At 53.9% G+C, this 15,636-nt stretch carries 14 protein-coding genes and 1 pseudogene; 3 read left to right on the top strand and 12 right to left on the bottom strand.

Going from position 1 to position 15,636, the window contains the following annotated elements; all coding sequences use genetic code 11:
* Window positions 1-35 precede the first annotated feature (35 nt).
* The 7 genes and pseudogenes from ACR0MI_RS10560 to ACR0MI_RS10530 all read right to left on the bottom strand — a co-directional run.
* Entirely contained in the window at window positions 36-731 is a 696-nt protein-coding gene (locus tag ACR0MI_RS10560; RefSeq protein ID WP_170623299.1) for an ATP-binding cassette domain-containing protein, read from the bottom strand.
* On the bottom strand, window positions 731-1,900 hold the full coding sequence (locus tag ACR0MI_RS10555; protein ID WP_480442303.1) for an FtsX-like permease family protein: 1,170 nt from the start codon (window positions 1,898-1,900) through the stop codon (window positions 731-733). The genes ACR0MI_RS10560 and ACR0MI_RS10555 overlap by 1 nt, the downstream gene beginning before the upstream one ends.
* Complete coding sequence (locus ACR0MI_RS10550; protein ID WP_170623297.1) at window positions 1,897-3,231, bottom strand: HlyD family efflux transporter periplasmic adaptor subunit; 1,335 nt, start codon at window positions 3,229-3,231, stop codon at window positions 1,897-1,899. Before ACR0MI_RS10550 ends, ACR0MI_RS10555 begins: the two co-directional genes overlap by 4 nt.
* Before the next feature lie 322 nt (window positions 3,232-3,553).
* Window positions 3,554-3,814 carry a DUF302 domain-containing protein gene (locus ACR0MI_RS10545; RefSeq protein ID WP_480854401.1) on the bottom strand — a complete coding sequence of 87 codons (261 nt, stop codon included), beginning with the start codon at window positions 3,812-3,814 and terminating at the stop codon, window positions 3,554-3,556.
* An 867-nt stretch (window positions 3,815-4,681) separates the two neighbouring features.
* Entirely contained in the window at window positions 4,682-4,783 is a 102-nt protein-coding gene (locus ACR0MI_RS10540) for a DUF2474 family protein (RefSeq protein WP_480490951.1), read from the bottom strand.
* Complete coding sequence (cydB, locus tag ACR0MI_RS10535; RefSeq protein WP_170613850.1) at window positions 4,780-5,781, bottom strand: cytochrome d ubiquinol oxidase subunit II; 1,002 nt, start codon at window positions 5,779-5,781, stop codon at window positions 4,780-4,782. Before cydB ends, ACR0MI_RS10540 begins: the two co-directional genes overlap by 4 nt.
* Before the next feature lie 62 nt (window positions 5,782-5,843).
* A pseudogene (locus tag ACR0MI_RS10530) lies at window positions 5,844-6,824 on the bottom strand (cytochrome ubiquinol oxidase subunit I); the annotation flags it as partial.
* A gap of 116 nt (window positions 6,825-6,940) precedes the next feature.
* Here ACR0MI_RS10530 and ACR0MI_RS10525 point away from each other — a divergent pair.
* Window positions 6,941-7,321, top strand: a complete 381-nt coding sequence (locus ACR0MI_RS10525) for a hypothetical protein (protein ID WP_170613811.1) — start codon at window positions 6,941-6,943, stop codon at window positions 7,319-7,321.
* Window positions 7,318-8,535, top strand: a complete 1,218-nt coding sequence (locus ACR0MI_RS10520) for an HlyD family secretion protein (RefSeq protein ID WP_170613854.1) — start codon at window positions 7,318-7,320, stop codon at window positions 8,533-8,535. The genes ACR0MI_RS10525 and ACR0MI_RS10520 overlap by 4 nt, the downstream gene beginning before the upstream one ends.
* A 317-nt stretch (window positions 8,536-8,852) precedes the next feature.
* Here the strand turns inward: ACR0MI_RS10520 and ACR0MI_RS10515 are convergent, their stop codons facing one another.
* The 3 genes from ACR0MI_RS10515 to gntH are packed head-to-tail and all read right to left on the bottom strand — an operon-like array spanning window position 8,853 to window position 13,143.
* Complete coding sequence (locus ACR0MI_RS10515; protein ID WP_170613855.1) at window positions 8,853-10,076, bottom strand: HupE/UreJ family protein; 1,224 nt, start codon at window positions 10,074-10,076, stop codon at window positions 8,853-8,855.
* A 52-nt stretch (window positions 10,077-10,128) separates the two neighbouring features.
* On the bottom strand, window positions 10,129-11,895 hold the full coding sequence (locus tag ACR0MI_RS10510; RefSeq protein WP_170817404.1) for a hypothetical protein: 1,767 nt from the start codon (window positions 11,893-11,895) through the stop codon (window positions 10,129-10,131).
* A gap of 54 nt (window positions 11,896-11,949) precedes the next feature.
* On the bottom strand, window positions 11,950-13,143 hold the full coding sequence (gene gntH, locus ACR0MI_RS10505) for a guanitoxin biosynthesis MBL fold metallo-hydrolase GntH (RefSeq protein ID WP_170613857.1): 1,194 nt from the start codon (window positions 13,141-13,143) through the stop codon (window positions 11,950-11,952).
* Between the two features lie 126 nt (window positions 13,144-13,269).
* On the opposite strand from gntH, the gene ACR0MI_RS10500 reads away from it, so the two are divergent.
* On the top strand, window positions 13,270-13,851 hold the full coding sequence (locus ACR0MI_RS10500) for a TetR/AcrR family transcriptional regulator (protein WP_480854316.1): 582 nt from the start codon (window positions 13,270-13,272) through the stop codon (window positions 13,849-13,851).
* Window positions 13,852-14,222: 371 nt separating this feature from the next.
* Here the strand turns inward: ACR0MI_RS10500 and ACR0MI_RS10495 are convergent, their stop codons facing one another.
* Both ACR0MI_RS10495 and ACR0MI_RS10490 read right to left on the bottom strand, forming a co-directional pair.
* On the bottom strand, window positions 14,223-14,552 hold the full coding sequence (locus tag ACR0MI_RS10495; RefSeq protein ID WP_170486693.1) for a hypothetical protein: 330 nt from the start codon (window positions 14,550-14,552) through the stop codon (window positions 14,223-14,225).
* Window positions 14,549-15,355 carry a VOC family protein gene (locus ACR0MI_RS10490; protein WP_170486695.1) on the bottom strand — a complete coding sequence of 269 codons (807 nt, stop codon included), beginning with the start codon at window positions 15,353-15,355 and terminating at the stop codon, window positions 14,549-14,551. The genes ACR0MI_RS10495 and ACR0MI_RS10490 overlap by 4 nt, the downstream gene beginning before the upstream one ends.
* Window positions 15,356-15,636 lie beyond the last annotated feature (281 nt).

The raw sequence follows: 15,636 nt of genomic DNA, 5'->3' as shown, positions 1-15,636 counted from the left end.
CCGAAGCGGAATTCCAAAACGTTCAGAAACTCGTTTCACCTGGGCGCAGTGTCTTCGACAACGCGACCATCTTCCAGGGTGATAATTCGATCAGCAAGATCGAGGATGCGGTTGTCATGGGTTACCATTACAGTGGTGGTGCCGCGCGCTTCGCCAAGTGACTTCAACATTTCCACGACTTGTCGACCGCTCTCTTTATCCAAAGCAGCCGTCGGTTCGTCAGCAAAAACGACACGAGGGTTCGAAACAAGCGCGCGCGCAACGGCGACGCGTTGCTTTTGCCCTCCTGACAAGTTGGCCGGAAGATAGTCAATTCTATCCGATAGGCCGACCAGTTTCATCATGTGTTCTACCGCTTTCGCGCGTTTATCCGCCGATCCTTTGCCGTGAACTTCTAATCCCATCAGTACGTTTTGCCTTGCGGTCAAGCTCTCATGGAGGTTGTGGGCCTGAAAGATGAAACCCACCTGTCTGCGGATCATATCGCGATCCGCACCAATCGCCGATGCCAAATCGTGCCCAAGCAAGTTGACTTGCCCATCCTGAACGTCCCGCAAACACCCCATAATAGTCAGAACGGTTGTCTTACCTGAACCAGATGGCCCCATAAGTACAGTCAGCCCGCCTTTGCGGACTTTGATGTTCACATCGAACAAAGCTTGTTTTTTCGCTTCACCGGTGCCGAACCAGTGATTTACGTGTTCCATGAGAATGGCGATCTGGTCGCTCATCAGAACAAATCCGCCGGATCAGCTGCGGAGAGCTTACGCATGGCGAGCAACCCAGACAAAACACACGCAGCCAGCGTACCTAAAAATACCAAGGCAGCCCGAGAGAAATCCATTGATACCGGCAAACCAGTCGCGCCGCTTAGAACACCGTACAAAAGCAGCGAAACCAACAGTCCCGGAACGAACCCCGCGACGGCAAGAATTAAGGCCTGCTCGAATACTATCCCCGAAAAGAAACGCCTCGGATATCCCATAGCTTTGAATGTCGCGTATTCGCGGATGTGATTGGCAACATCTGTAGACAGAACCTGATAAACGATGACGATGCCGACCAGAACGCCCATTAGCACACCGAAACCAAAAATTATGCCTGTCGGACGTTCAGTAGTCTGATAGGCAAGATCCGCGGCGATAGCGTCGTCTCGGGCTATGACAACTACGCTTTGGGTGTTGAGGGTGTTAGCTATCTGCGTGACCGCCCCAGCGGTTCGACCACCGGGCGTCAGTTTGATCAGAATACGGTTGGGAGCAGCAGAAGATCGGTTTGGGAACAATCTCAGAAAGGTCTGGTCGGATACGAGCATGACCCCATCGGCGGTAAAACCACCGCCGATCTCTACGGTTTCAACAACGGTCAATTCCCGGTTATTGAACTCGAACCTGTCGCCAATGAGTCCAAGCGCGGCGACGTCTCCTGATACGCCCCTTGCCGCTTTATCCACGACGGCAGTATCCGCCAGTGTCAACCGTTGGCCCATTCCAGAAAATTCTGCCCCCAGAAAGTGAGCATAGGTTGGATCGATGCCATAAACCTCTAAACTGGACATCTCCCCATCCGGCAACCGCCATTCAGCCAGGCCAATGAACAAAGGAGCGGCATCTGATACGCGCTCGACAGAGAGTATCTGTGGAATATGACGACGCGCAACATTTCCACCATCTGAGAACTGGCGCGCGTCAGAAGGCATCAAGAGGGCATCAGCAGAAAATAACGCGTAAGGCTTTACGCCAGTGTCTTGCATGGACCCCTGTATGCCAAGCTGGACGAAGACGAGAAGGTTTGCAAACGCGACCCCTGCGATAGCCGCCGCAAAGCGTCCTTTGTTATGAGCCAGTTGCAGCCACCCAATTGGCATTCGTCCCAGCACTTTGGCCAAAAGCGTAATCAATTTTGCTCCGCAGTGTTGATACGCGCAATCACTTCCAGATTTGTATATGTCGCGGCTAACCCGGATGATGCTTCATCAAGCGTCACGATCACCTCCACGACACGGGCATCGGTATTTGCCGCAGGATCATCTTGTATGATGCTCTGCCGATTAATCTGAAGACCTATTGATGACACACGACCCGACAGATCATTTGGTAGTGCACGCGCGTTCAGCGTCACCGTGTCACCGAGAGAGACTTGTCCAATCATTGTCTGGAACACTTCAAGCTCGGCCGACATGCTCCTCGTGTCACCTATATCTGCAACGCCTTCGGAACCTGGTCTTTCTCCCGGACGCAAGTGAATTTCCAAAACCTGGCCATCAATCGGTGATCTGACATATGCGCGTTCCAAATCCGCCTGCGCGCGGAGTAGCTCGGCGCGGGCTGTCGCAACATTCGCCTGTGCCACTGCGACATCGGATTGCACCGCATCCCCATCTGTAGCAAACCGCGAAAGCGTGGCCCGTGCGCGCTCTACTTCGCGAATGGCCTGAGCAGCTTTACTTTGGACTGCATCAAAAGTCGCTCGTGTGACAACCTCTTTCTGCAGAAGAGACGTTGCACGCTCCAGATCCGCCAACGCTGTCTCTGCTGTTGCTTCTGCGCTTAACAGCGACGCTTGCGCTTCTTCTAGGCTCGCCATGTTCAAAGCGCGTGACCGGTCCAGCGAGACTTCAGCCGCCTTAACGTTGGCCTGAGCCAGTTCAAAAGAGGCTTCTAGCTGAGACAGATTGTCTAGAACAGCGATCACGTCTCCGCGTGTCACGGTATCACCCACTTCGACCTCAACAGTCTCGATTCTGGCGTCACTTGATCCGAACGGCATTGATACGCTTGCGACATCCCCCCTTGGGATCAGCCGTCCCAGCGCCAGCACGTCGCCTTCACTCTCTACAGAAACCTTTGCACCGCTTTCGATTTGCTCTACCGCGACTGCGATTGGCTTATCGCTTCCTGCACCGGGTTGAAGGCCGGTAACCGAAAAGAATGCACGCAAACCGGGTGGTTGGAAATACAAGCCCAACACTCCTCCCAACATGACCGAAACGGGAATGATCAAAAAAAGTGCTCGTAGCGGGATTGACCGTTTTTGTCCTATTTCAGGCCCAACTACGTGCGTAATACCTGCATCCACTAAGGGCAGGGTTTCCTCTGGTGCAGACGTGTTCCCGGATTGATTGCTGATCATGCATGGTACTCTTCGTCGCTCAATTAGATTGATGTGAATGCTGCCTGCCGACTGGATCTCGGATCCCTCAAATAGACGAGCTATCAAATCGTAAGTCAATCGACGGGTGGTCGCAGACAATAGGCAAAATAGTTGATGGGAATAATCGTTGCTTAGTCCGCTATCCGGTCATCAGATGCCGTGCGCACTACGCTCTAGCAGCGAATGTCCGGCAATCGGCCTAGAAACGCAGCATTACGAGAACACGTCGAAGGCCTGGTTTAGGCCGTTGTCATACATCCCAAAAAAATTGACTCATCGGCAGCTTCAACCGCAGAGCCAACCTTCTGACGACTTGGTTGAACGTCTGCATCGAGCCCAAAACGGACGACGAAAAGATGGCCAATCGGCAAAGGTATTTTTTGCGTTTTCCAACCAGCGGCTACTCAATTGCCGTGCGAAATGTTGCGGTAAGCCGTTTGTTCAAACCGTGATGAGGTTCGGCTGAAGAACCGTAGTGCAACTCCGCCAAAGCAGCGATGTCATTGAAAATGACTACGGAGCCGCCTTCTTCATTCGCGTATACCAACAGTTTTTGGCAAAAGGCATCCAAACCAATCGCCGGAAAGCCCGCCATAGCCACACCACCAGGCGCTGGTCCGCCGAATAGCAAGAGTACAGCATCCGGCAACTCCGTCCCCAGTTGGGACGCTTCCCCTAACGACCCAGCCGGATATTAGTAGGTTTAGAACCCAGCTGATGTTCCATATGGCGGCTTTGTCCGCAGAGCGGACGTCGGTTGCGATTTCGTGAATGACAGCATCGAGCCCAAAGCGGAAGTTCACTCGCCTAAGGTGAAAAGAGTGGTTTTGGACGATTTTGCATTAGCCTAGTCCCAAGTAGAAGAGATAAACATCCAGACGCCAATCCCATTGCGAGGGCATTGGCAACGAATACTCCGCCAAACAGGGATATCGCTGTTCTTCCCGCCTGTTCGATAGATGTGTCTGCTACGATAGATATCCATTCTTGAAGGTATAGTGTGAACAGGACCGATAGCCCCACAGGCGAAATTATTAGCGCTGCGCCGAGAGAGGTCAATCCTCGGCCGAAGACGGCCCGAAGCGTTGATCCTTTCAGTACTATTGCGGCTGTGGAAGCAAAAACGACAAGCGCAGAGAGCAGGACGAGTAACATGTCCACAATGGGGGACAGGTCTTTCGTGACAGTTCCTGTAAGGGCTGAGGTGAAGGGCATCAGAACGAAGGTCGCAAGCCCTGCAGCAAGGAGACCAGTTAGCAACTTTGGCAACATGCCAGACGAGCGGCTAGCGCCACGTTTCTTTTGCTTAGGTGGAGCGGGCAGAGCCGGATCGATCTGATCCCACTGCAAGGACATTGATTTTGGACGAGAGAGCATCATAGCCCCTTTGAATTGTTAGATATGAGACGACCCAGCAAGCCGCGTGTTATTGGGAATCTGGTAAGCTGGAACGGGGTTTCTTTCGGCTCTTGGACTAATGTTTGCGCGAGTTGGACATGCCGACGCGCGCATTGGTATCTTCGCCATTTCAGGTGATGAGCAACCTGATCACGTAAGCGACAGTCCCCAGGCAAAAGACGCTGCCGAACCAGATCGCGCTGAACCAGAAAACTTGCTTTAACAGTTTCAATGGTAGCTCTCCTCTGGATCGACCTTTCCGCGGAAAACCCAATACGTGTAGGCGGTGTAGGCCAGGATTATGGGCAACAGAACGACGGCTCCGACCAGAGCAAAGGCCAAACTGCTGTCCGGCGCGGCGGCTTCAGCAATCGAGAGGCTTGGAGGTAGCATATAGGGATAGAAACTGATCCCAATGCCAATGAAGCAGACGACGAACAAGACAATCGCGCAGAAGAAGGGTTGATAGTCTCGCTGTTCCCTCAGGCTGCGATCAAGCATCCAAGCAATGAGAGCAACAACAGCCGGCACACACACAGCGAAAACAATACCTGGCCACGAAAACCATCTGATCAGGTAGATTGGATCTTGGAACGGGGTCAAAAGACTAACGAGGCCAATCAACCCGAGCGTCATGAGCATCAGTGGACGTGCATAGGAACGCATCTGGTGCTGTATTCCGCCCGTTGTTTTCATATTGAGCCAGGTCGCGCCCAGCAAGGCATACCCGATCACCAAGGCCACACCCGTCAAGACAGAGAACGGCGTCAGCCAATCCCACTGTCCACCTGCGTACAGCCGATCCTCGACAGGGATACCCTGAACCAGAGCGCCAAGCGCGATGCCTTGGCAGATGGCGGCTACGGTTGACCCCCCATGAAACGCAACATCCCACAGCCAGCGCCCGCGCACGGTTCGCCAGCGGTATTCGAAGGCAACACCGCGGAAGACAAGCGCAAGAAGCATCACGATAACGGGCAAATAGATAGCGGGCATCACCACGGAATAAGCCATCGGGAAAACAGCAAACAACCCTCCGCCGCCCATGACCAGCCAGGTCTCGTTCCCGTCCCATACAGGCGTGACCGAGTTCATCATGACATCGCGATCTTTGTCGGTTTTCGCGAATGGGAAGAGGATTCCAATTCCAAGATCGAACCCGTCCAAGATCACATAAGTCAGAACAGCAAAGGCGATGATACCTGCCCAGATTGTCGAAAGTTCAAGCATTACGCTGCCTCCGCCAAAGTAGAGATTTCAATGGGTTTGTGACTTTGCTGGAAACCTTCGACAGGTGGTTTTCCTATGAGGCGCAGCATGTAGAACGTGCCTGCTCCGAAAACCGCGAAATATACGACGATGAAGGCTATCAGAGATGCGGCAACTGTAGGTGCATCCACTTGTGAGAGTGAGTCCGATGTCCGCATCAGCCCATACACCGTGTAGGGTTGGCGCCCCACTTCGGTGGTGACCCAACCGGCCAGCACCGCCACAAACCCACTGGGTGCCAAAAGAACGGATGTCTGGTGCAACCAACGATCTTCGTTGAGGCGGCCGCGAACCCGTTGAACAAGCGACCACAAGCCAACGCTCAGCATGGCAAAGCCAATAGCGAGCATGACGCGAAAGCTATAAAAGACGATCGCAACCGGGGGTTCTTCGTCGTCAGGAATAGTGTCCAGCCCGTCAAGCGGCGCGTTGGGATCATGTTTCAGGATCAGCGATGATAGTCTCGGGATTTCGATGGCATAGTCCACGCGCTTTTCATCTTCGTTTGGAATACCGAACAGGATCAGCGGCGCACCTTCGGGATGGCTGTCAAAGTGACCCTCCATCGCCATTACTTTCTGCGGCTGATGCTCCAGCGTGTTCAAACCATGAAGGTCGCCCGCGACGATCTGCAGAGGGGTAACCAGAACGGCCAACCACATTGCCATCGAGAACATTCGGGTGACCTCCGCCGTGCGATTGCGGCGTAGCAGGTGCCAGGCCGCAACCCCGGCTACCACAAAAGCAGTGGTGAGATAGGCGGCAAGAACCATGTGTGTCAGGCGGTAGGGAAAAGACGGATTGAAGACAATCGACCACCAGTCGACGGGAATGAACTGCCCCAGTTCGTTGATGTCGAACCCGGCCGGGGTCTGCATCCAGGAATTGACCGACAAGATCCACGTAGCCGAAATCAGAGTGCCGAGGGCGACCATCGCCGTGGCCATCATGTGTAAACCGGGACCGACGCGTTCACGACCAAAGAGCATGATGCCGATCCACCCTACGCCCCGCAGGAACAGCCCTCAGAAACCACACAACAACCAACCGAGAATTGACGTTCTCAAGACACTTGAAACCTACACGCGCAGCTTGGCTGCGCAACAAAAGGACCTGAAACATGAAACCACCCGCGTTCCTGATGGCGCCCTTAGTTGGCGTCATTTCAACTCCGGCCTTTGCCGCTGGTGGCGATCCCAGATGGTGGGTCGCGCCCAATCAAACCGACACCTATGCATGGGTCGGCTTGGTCGTTCTCGCCCTTGCGATCCTGCTGGTCGTTCACCTCTATGCGCGCTTTGAACGTTACACCGAACACAAATCAATCGGCACTCCGCTGCGTACAACTATTCCGACGATGCTTACAGTAGCTTTGGCGTATGAGCTGATGCCGGCCCTCAGCCACTTCAGCAATCTACTGCCGGGCGCCCTAATCCTGACCGCAATCGCCCGCGACTTTATGTTGTGGTGGCGCCCGTCGAATGAGGAGTTGGTGAAATGATCGAACTGCTCGTCACATCCTTTCCGTTTGTACTGCGCGTGATCTATCTGAAGTGGCGCGGGCTACCGGTCACTCTGTACAACGTTCACCGAGCGCTTTTCATGTGGTTCGTCCTGGCACTGATCGTGTTCTTCGCAGTTTTCTACTACTACCCCAAATCTTACACTGGTCTTGTGCCATTCAGAACTGTTCCGGTCGTTGCCGAGAACGGTGGAACAGTAACAGATATCTACGTAAAGGGCGGTGATCGTGTAGAACCGGGCGATCCGCTGTTTGCAGTCGAGAATGCGTCGGAACAAGCAGCAGTAGATTTTGCAACCAGTAAAGTTGAGGAGATAGAAAGCGCGAAACTGGCAGCTGAATTGCAGGTCCAAACTGCTCAGGCCGTGGTGGATGCCGCAGTTACCGCCAGAGAACAGGCTGAGCTGGTGCTGATGGATCACGAGGCACTTCAAGCAAAGGGCTCTGCAGCATTTCAAGTGAGCCAGTTGGAACGCGCCCAAGCTACCTTGAGCACTCGGGAAGCAGAGGTTGAGGCTGCGGAAACGCAACTTGGTGTGGCTCAGGTGCAGGCGACTGCCGTTTTTCCGGCCCAGCTTGCATCAGCACGCGCGTCGCTGAAGCAGGCCCAGGTCGAGCTGTCCAAGACTTTGACACACAGCACTGTCGACGGCGTTGTTGAACAAGTCACCCTGAATGTCGGTTCGCGCGCAGCGCAAGCAGCGATGAGCCCCGCAATGCTGATTGTACCGGATCGGAAAGATGCAGAGAAAGGACGCATCGTTGCTGGTTTCTCGCAGGTTTCTCGCACCGAACTGTACGAGGGAATGGCCGCAGAGGTGGCGTGCGAAAGCAACTTCAACATCTCGATGCGCAATACCGTTCTTCCTGCAAGGATCGTACGTATTCAGGAGCAGATTTCTTCCGGTCAGCTAGCGCCTAGCGGTCGCCTGATTGAGCCCAGTGAAAAGGCGAAACGGGGTCAGATCGTTGTGCATCTCGATCTGGTGCACCCAGAGCACCGCGAACTTTTGGTTCCAGGTAGCGGTTGCATTGTACAATCCTACACCACCAATTTTGAAGGCGAAATGGAAGGAACACTTGTCGCCCACGGGATTCAGGCCATGGGTATCATCAAGGCGGTCGGTCTACGGGTTAAAGCTTGGTTCGGTCTGACTTCGGGTATCGGCTTGATCGGTGGTGGTCACGCCTGACTTTCCAACTCCATCCATTTTCAAAAATTGGGGCTCCCAACAAATGTTGGGAGCCGTTTCGACAATTTGCAGACAGATCGCACGTCAAATAAATGCGAGTTATGTGACGGCTTGGCTTAATGCAGGTCGCCTAAATCTTAGCGGAGACTAGTCTGCAATGTGCTATGTGAATCTATCGGCTGCTTTGACTGCAAAGTAGACTTTGAGCAGAATTCACTGACTGACCGGTATAAGCCCAATCTGTCTTATGCTACGGAACAGCCGAATGTGCGCTTTTCTCCCAGGCGGCCATCACGGCACGCGCCATCGCAATGACCTTAAGCCAGCGTGGAGTAAACCTCGGCAACTCGCTGAAAGGTCCAGAAGAAGGCGATAGCCGCGCATCCACCGGCTAAGCCCACTCGTAGGGACATCCACAAACTGGAGTTCACGCGTCGACACATTATCAAGGCAGGCCAGAGCGCAAGAATAATGGCGACCTGGCCAAGCTCGACGCCAAGATTGAATGCAAGCAAGCTCTGCCAGATGTTTGGGGATGCAACCTGCAAAATCTTGTGCAACACAAAGCTAAACCCAAGCCCGTGCAAGAGGCCAATCAGCGTTGTCAGAAGCACCATCGTGACCTCAGAGCGCGCGCTGTCCTTAAAACTCATAAACGCTGCGACGGCAGCAAAAATGATAGATAGCGCGATCCCGGTTTCTACGGCAGGAACAAACCACGCGCCCGATGGTATAAACCCGAAAAACCCCAGCGACAGCGTTACGCTATGCCCAACGGTAAAACCGGTTGCACGCAGCAATAGCGCCCTGAGGGTCTGCGCTCCAATGACCAAACACACAACAAACAAAACATGATCCAACCCTTCGAGGATATGTCGTATGCCTTCCCAGACGAAGCTGAGGAATCCTCCATACCCCTTCTTCTGAATCACCAATGGTTCAGTCATCAGACCCCGAGATCGGAAAATCTGAGGTGTGTCTGACGCGTAGTCGAGAATAAGGTTGGCCGTTTGGTCCTGATCCGGCAAGCCGGGGTCTAGCACGCTAGCAATGCTGTACGATTGCACCGGGCCGATAGTGTCATAATACAGGACAAGATCAACAATCGTGTCACCTACATAAAGCGGTGGCGCTAAGGCCGTTTCGGTGTCTACTGCCAGTTGAGCCTCGGCCAAAGTTGCAAATCCGGGCTCATTTCCAACGCGATGCAAGCGAACGGACTTAACTGTTCCTCTTAGGCGCTGTTTGTCGACCAACAGATGCAACCCACCTTCAGCGAATTGCCCCAAACCATTGGGATCGCTCACGACAGCTCGCAAGTCGACAAAGTGGACCAACTGACCGTCGCTCATGGCATTAGTCGTGAATGGTGCAGCTTTCGGTAAGGCATCACCATCCTGATCACCGACCTTGTCTGCAACCAGATAAGGCATGGGCGTGCGGATGTAGATACGCAGACCGTCTTCGAAATGCTCGACATGCGAAATTCGAACGTTGAGGTTAAGTAAAAAATGCGCCGAGGCTGACAGCGTCAGTGACAAAAACACACCGACAAACAGAGCGCCGAAAGCAAAAACCTTTGGTCTTAAACACTTATGCATTTGGATCGCGAGCCTCGATCACAGTTAATCCATCCAGCTTCCATTGCCCGGATTCAGGTACAACCTCGGTCAGCACCCGAAACGTAACGGCGCGCATGTGGGCATGCCCCCAATGACCGCCTTGGGCTTTCACTGTCCATTTGGCCAGAGTGCTAAATCCACCCGGCTTGAGGGTCGGGTCAACGCGCTCTAAATTCAGGTCTCTAATTTCGGTAACTGTAGCAAGACTGCCTCCTGGCGTTCGGATCACGAGACCACGTTCAACCTCTGTTGCGATATCACTCAGAGACGCTTCCGTTACAATGTGTGTCAGCTCTGCCTTTCTTGCTGCCGGCGATATTTCCAGGGTCACTGTGTTCAAGTTTTCGACCATCGAGCGCAGTATATCCTCCGCAACCTGCGGCTCAGGGGGCTCGGGCTTATTCCAGGGTAATTCCGGCAAATATCCCGAAAATACAAACGTTGCCGATGTTGCGGCAATCATAGTCACGCAACCGGCACGCTTTGCGACTTTGCCTTTGGTTAGCAGGAGAAAACAGAGTGAGACGGCACTGATAATCCCGGCGATCAAAGCCACGGTCGGTTTCTGCCGTTTCTGCTGTTCAACTGGAATCTGAGTAACAGATGCTCTTTGGTATTGGAGTAGGTGGTTCTGCCAGTGAAACTGAGGGTCCGCTGGTGTAACAGCTCCAAAGAACGGCCCCGCGATATCGTTTGAAATCGTTGCGACGCGGGAAATTTCCTCGTCAAACATATCCCATGTAACTGTCACATGATCGGGAAGTTCTGCCGATGAGAAAGACAGGATGGCGCCGATAAACGCATTGTTCACGGACACTTCCTTTCCAGGCTCGACAACCTGAAAACCCTGCGATGTTAGTTCCAGGAGCTTTGCTGTTGCGTTTGACGGTTGCACTGATTTGCCATCAATGGTCACAGGGTTACGTGAAGCCAGGAAGGACGCCGCCTGGTTTACAATCAAGGCGCTACGCTGTGGTGAAAGTGTTTGTCCCACTGTGAAAGTTTCACCAATCCAAGGCGCGAGTTCTCGCAAGCGGATCAGCGTCTCATGCCGAACTTCACGAGGTTCGATGTAAAGAAAGCTGGAAGTTCCGTCCTGCGCTTTTCGATTCAGGCTTTCAGCAGAAAAACGGCTATCCCACGGATCAGGCCAGTGAATCTTTAACTCTGCTGGCTTTGACAAGAAGCGAAAATCCGTGACCGGAACCTCTCGGTCAAAAACCTGCATCCCGATAGTCACCAGTGGTTCGCCATCCCGCGATGGAGGCACTATAGTCAGCTCCTTGGGAACTGAGTTTTGAAACGGAAAGAACACCTCGACGAACAAAACACGCAGATCTGTTGGCGGGCTAGGAACAATTTGACCCGAGAATGGATCGCGCTGACCCGCAAGCGGTGAGGCCCGGTCTATGCGCGTTCGGTATTCTAACTTTCTGATTTCAGTTTGTAGGGCCTGTCCGTCCCTTTCAACAATAGACAGCGCCCGACTTTCGGCTTGGGCAGAACCTTGATCGGACTCTTGTTCAACCTCCGGCTTACCCTCGACGAAATCGGATGACAAACCGATTGGCAGCATATCCGCAAACAACGGAATATCTTCGACATAGATCTCAAGGTCGACGTAGACCCCATCATCTTTGACATGAAGGACAGCGATATTTGGGGCGACTTCTGAGCCGTTAGTCAGAACGACATCTGCCGATACGGCCTGTGCACCTGAGGCCATCAGGCTCAGCATCAGGAATAGTCGGTACAGATACTGCCAAATCGGAATTTTGTTCACTCCTGAACGTTAATTATCCGGCATTGGCGGTGGCGTGTAACCCTCCCATTTTCCCGCTTTGACTTTGTCCGACGGTTCTTTTTCTTTTGAACGCGGGGCATTGATGTACTCGTCGCTTACAGCTGGTGGCAACGCATAGTCATCAACACTCGCTTCTCGAACAACGATCTGATCCTTAGTTACGTTGATCACCTGTAGATCTCGCGCCAGCGTGAGCGGTCCATCGTATGTCGAACGGACACCTTCCAGGATTGCCTGATAGTTTTCGGGCGAAAGAACAGAGTGATACCCTAGGGCCATGCGTGGCTCGACAGCGGACATAACTTTGCCGAAAGCCGCAGGTTCCGTATGAACGCGCGTAGCTACATAAGTCGCTTGTTTCATGTCCCAGCCAAAATAAGGGGCTAGCGCATCCGGTGGTAGAAACGCCTCGTGAGAAGCGAGGTCCGCCCCTTTGGCATATTCGACATACCACTTGTTCGGGTAAGTATCGCCACCAAAGACGTATTTCAGCCCATTCCATTCCAGAGAGTAGCTCACGGAACCATCAAGGCTGTGGATCGCAGGCCAGGACCGGATCGTGACATCGTTCTCCTGATAGACGATCTCGTTTTCCTGCATGTAGTCGAATTCGGTGACATCAAGCTTTGCTCCATCGTCTGGCAGCGCGCCCGTTCGCGTGGCCAAGTCCCAGGCATAGGCTTTGGACATGCCTTCAACATAGGCTTTGGTGCCCAGTTCATCTTCCGATCCGGACGGGCCGAAGATGCGGAGCGGGGTATATCTACCCGAAAGCCAACCCCCAACGTGGAGGCCCATGAAGTCTCCAACGTGATCAACATGCAAATGGCTGAAGAAGACCTTGTCGACCTTTGCAAAGTCCGGTCGCAGCGAAAACAGGTTTCCCGTTGCGCCAGTTCCTACGTCAAACAGAAAGACGTCCCCATTCCCAAGTTCCACATAAAACGAAATAGAAACTGCGGACTTGGTTTGGTTTGGCATCCCTGTACCCAATGCCGTGATACGCATCTCATCCTCTCCGAGGATTTCAGTGTTAGGAAAGTAAGACGCGGGATAAACACCGTTTTCGATTGCACTGGCACTTCGACCTGTCGGCAAGGCGTTTTGCGCCGTGGCTGTGCCAGCCAGTGTCATACCTAAGGCCATCAATGTGCCGGCTGCGGTTTTCACTAAGTTATTCATTGATCCCCCCCTTCAAAGCGAAGCCTCTCAAGAGAACACGAATTCGTGAACCCCTCGTTCACCATAGACATCTCTACGGTAAGTCCATAGACTGCTCTATGTCAAACAAAGAATGCTGTAATCTGAATGTCAGAATCTATCGCTCGAAACTCACCAAAAAACGCCGCGACCAAGGAAGACTGGATATTGCTGGCCTACAAAGTACTCAATGAGGGCGGCGTTTCTGCGATAAAGGTCGTGCCAATGGCAAAGCGACTGAACCTGACAAGCGGCAGCTTTTACTGGCATTTCAAAAACGTCAGTAAGCTTTTGGATGAGGTTCTCAGATATTGGGAACAGGAACTGACTGACAACGTGATCACAAAGGCAAAGACATTTGGCGGCACCCCGGAAGACCGCATTCTTCTTCTTATGAAAAAGGTCATTGAAGAGGACGCCGCTTTGCCAGATCACGCTGTCTCAGTGTGGGCGAATACCGATGAGAAAGTAAGAGAGGCGTATCAAAGAACCATCGGCAAACGATTCCAGTTCGCCGCCTGGATGTTTGAACAGGCCGGGTTTTCGAAAGAAGAGGCGAAAGCGCGTGGAAGATTGATGGTTACTTCGCTGATGGGTGACTCCTCGACCGGTCTGAAAGCGCGAGGCGATTGGGAAAAGGTTATAGAGCGGGAACATGCAATTCTTGTCGGAAAGAAGAAGATAGAATAAAAGTATTGTCCGGCATTGTGAGTTTGCTCGAAACGGACCGCCAGTTTCAAATTGCACTGTAGGAAGATCACACGCAACAATGCCAGATGCCGACGTTCAGTATGTGACCATCAAGGTCCGCTTCGTCCGCATTGCAGACCTTGGGCGTTATTAACTGAATGTCCGCATTGAGCCCAAGGGAGACACCCTGCTTCTGTCAAGTTCGCAACTGCGGCATCCCGCAGTGACTCTTGGCCAGCCGCAGGCAGCATTAGAACCGGACGTTCGTTTGGTCCGCAGCGAAGACTGAAGGGGTCGTGTCTGCAACGCGGACGTTTCTGCCGGTCGCTGATGCAGCCAAATCACCTTGATTGCTCAGCTGGATTGCCGGGTCAGAGATCAAAACCGCCAGCATCAAAGCCGCCGTCAAACCCTCCGAAATCGCCGCCGCCAAAATCGGGTTCCGGGAGCGGAACCGCAATTGGCGGGCTGGGTTCGATCGGCAAGCCGGGCTCAGGTGGTAAGACATCGGGCGGCAGAACGCCCGGCGGGCGCGGATAGTAACCACCCCAGCGCCACCAGGGGCCACGACCATAGCCGACATGGACGGAAACGCCGGTCCGCACGTTGGGCTGGCCAGTGTTAGGCTCGCAGGCGGTCAGTGCGAAGGTCGCAGCGACAAGAGACACGGGCAAGGTCAGGCGCAGTATGGGCACCATCATGCCGCACCTCCGATCAGCGACACCCCAACCGCCGCGCCGGTGGGATCGAGCAGCACGGCTGCATCTTCGGCGACGGTCAGCGGGCCTCCGCCCAGTTCCTGAGACCGGGCAATGGCCCGACCGATATCCGAGACACCAACGTAGGGCAGCCATGTCGGTTCCGCTTTGCGTCGGGATATCCGCACCAACCCGCCACGGACGGCGCCACCGCTGGAAAAGACGGTTTGACCATTCTTCTGCGCGGTCTCCCATCCGGCGAGCGCGTGATAGAAAGACCGGGCCCGGCTGGGGTTGTCAGTCAGAAGATCGGCCCAGTACCATGTGTTCTCCCGCAGTGAACCGTTCAGCGGGAACCCGCCCGGCCCGTCATACAGCACCAGCAACGCCCCGCTTGAGTCGCGAATGGTCGAGAACGTCCCGGCAGATGTGGCGAAGGGAGACCTGACCTGCTTGCCACCCCTGCCCAGGGCAATCTTCGTTGCGGCGATGGTATCGACGACGGTCAGCACGGGGACCCATTGCGACGGAAACTCGACATCAGAGCCCGCATCGGCAGAAGCGATCACACCGCCCAGCGCCTCTCCACCTCCGCTGACAGGAATATACCCGTCACTGGCCGGGGATCCGAATTGCCAGCCGAACATGCCGCCATAAAAGGACTTCGCCGCATCAGGGTCGCTGGTGATCAGATCAAACCAAGCAAAACTGCCGGGCACGATACTTTGACGCGTAGCGGCGCATCCGGCGATTAGCAGTGCCGACGCAGCCAGGGAAGTTCCCAGCATCATTCTGCGGTTCATCATCAAATCAGATCCCAACAATTCACTTTGGTCGAACTCGGTGAGTTAATCAGGCCGGCTCCGCCAAATCAACCGTCACTTGACGGTCAGTCGGGGTTCGGTTTCCAAGGAAATCTACCCGAGCGGCATTTCAGCAATCGGCGATTACGGCCGCATGTGAAACATCCGACGGCCGTGCAGTGAATGGCCGGATTGGTTTTGGACCTTTTGCACGATTCGAATGTCCGGTTTTTGGAAATCATGCCGCGCCGCCGCGGACAACACAGTGAATCGGTCGAGCAATC

Source organism: Ruegeria sp. D4 (assembly GCF_056534475.1).
The sequence above is the reverse complement of the archived record's forward strand: the minus strand, read 5'-3'. Positions and strand labels throughout refer to the sequence as shown.

Bases quoted from the DNA above. Each gene is read 5' to 3' on its own strand.
- ACR0MI_RS10525 (WP_170613811.1), top strand. From the start codon at position 6,941: ATGAAACCACCCGCGTTCCTGATGGCGCCCTTAGTTGGCGTCATTTCA.
- ACR0MI_RS10500 (WP_480854316.1), top strand. From the start codon at position 13,270: ATGTCAGAATCTATCGCTCGAAACTCACCAAAAAACGCCGCGACCAAG.
- ACR0MI_RS10520 (WP_170613854.1), top strand. From the start codon at position 7,318: ATGATCGAACTGCTCGTCACATCCTTTCCGTTTGTACTGCGCGTGATC.
- ACR0MI_RS10495 (WP_170486693.1), bottom strand. From the start codon at position 14,552: ATGATGGTGCCCATACTGCGCCTGACCTTGCCCGTGTCTCTTGTCGCT.
- cydB (WP_170613850.1), bottom strand. From the start codon at position 5,781: ATGCTTGAACTTTCGACAATCTGGGCAGGTATCATCGCCTTTGCTGTT.
- ACR0MI_RS10490 (WP_170486695.1), bottom strand. From the start codon at position 15,355: ATGATGAACCGCAGAATGATGCTGGGAACTTCCCTGGCTGCGTCGGCA.
- gntH (WP_170613857.1), bottom strand. From the start codon at position 13,143: ATGAATAACTTAGTGAAAACCGCAGCCGGCACATTGATGGCCTTAGGT.
- ACR0MI_RS10510 (WP_170817404.1), bottom strand. From the start codon at position 11,895: ATGCTGAGCCTGATGGCCTCAGGTGCACAGGCCGTATCGGCAGATGTC.
- ACR0MI_RS10560 (WP_170623299.1), bottom strand. From the start codon at position 731: ATGAGCGACCAGATCGCCATTCTCATGGAACACGTAAATCACTGGTTC.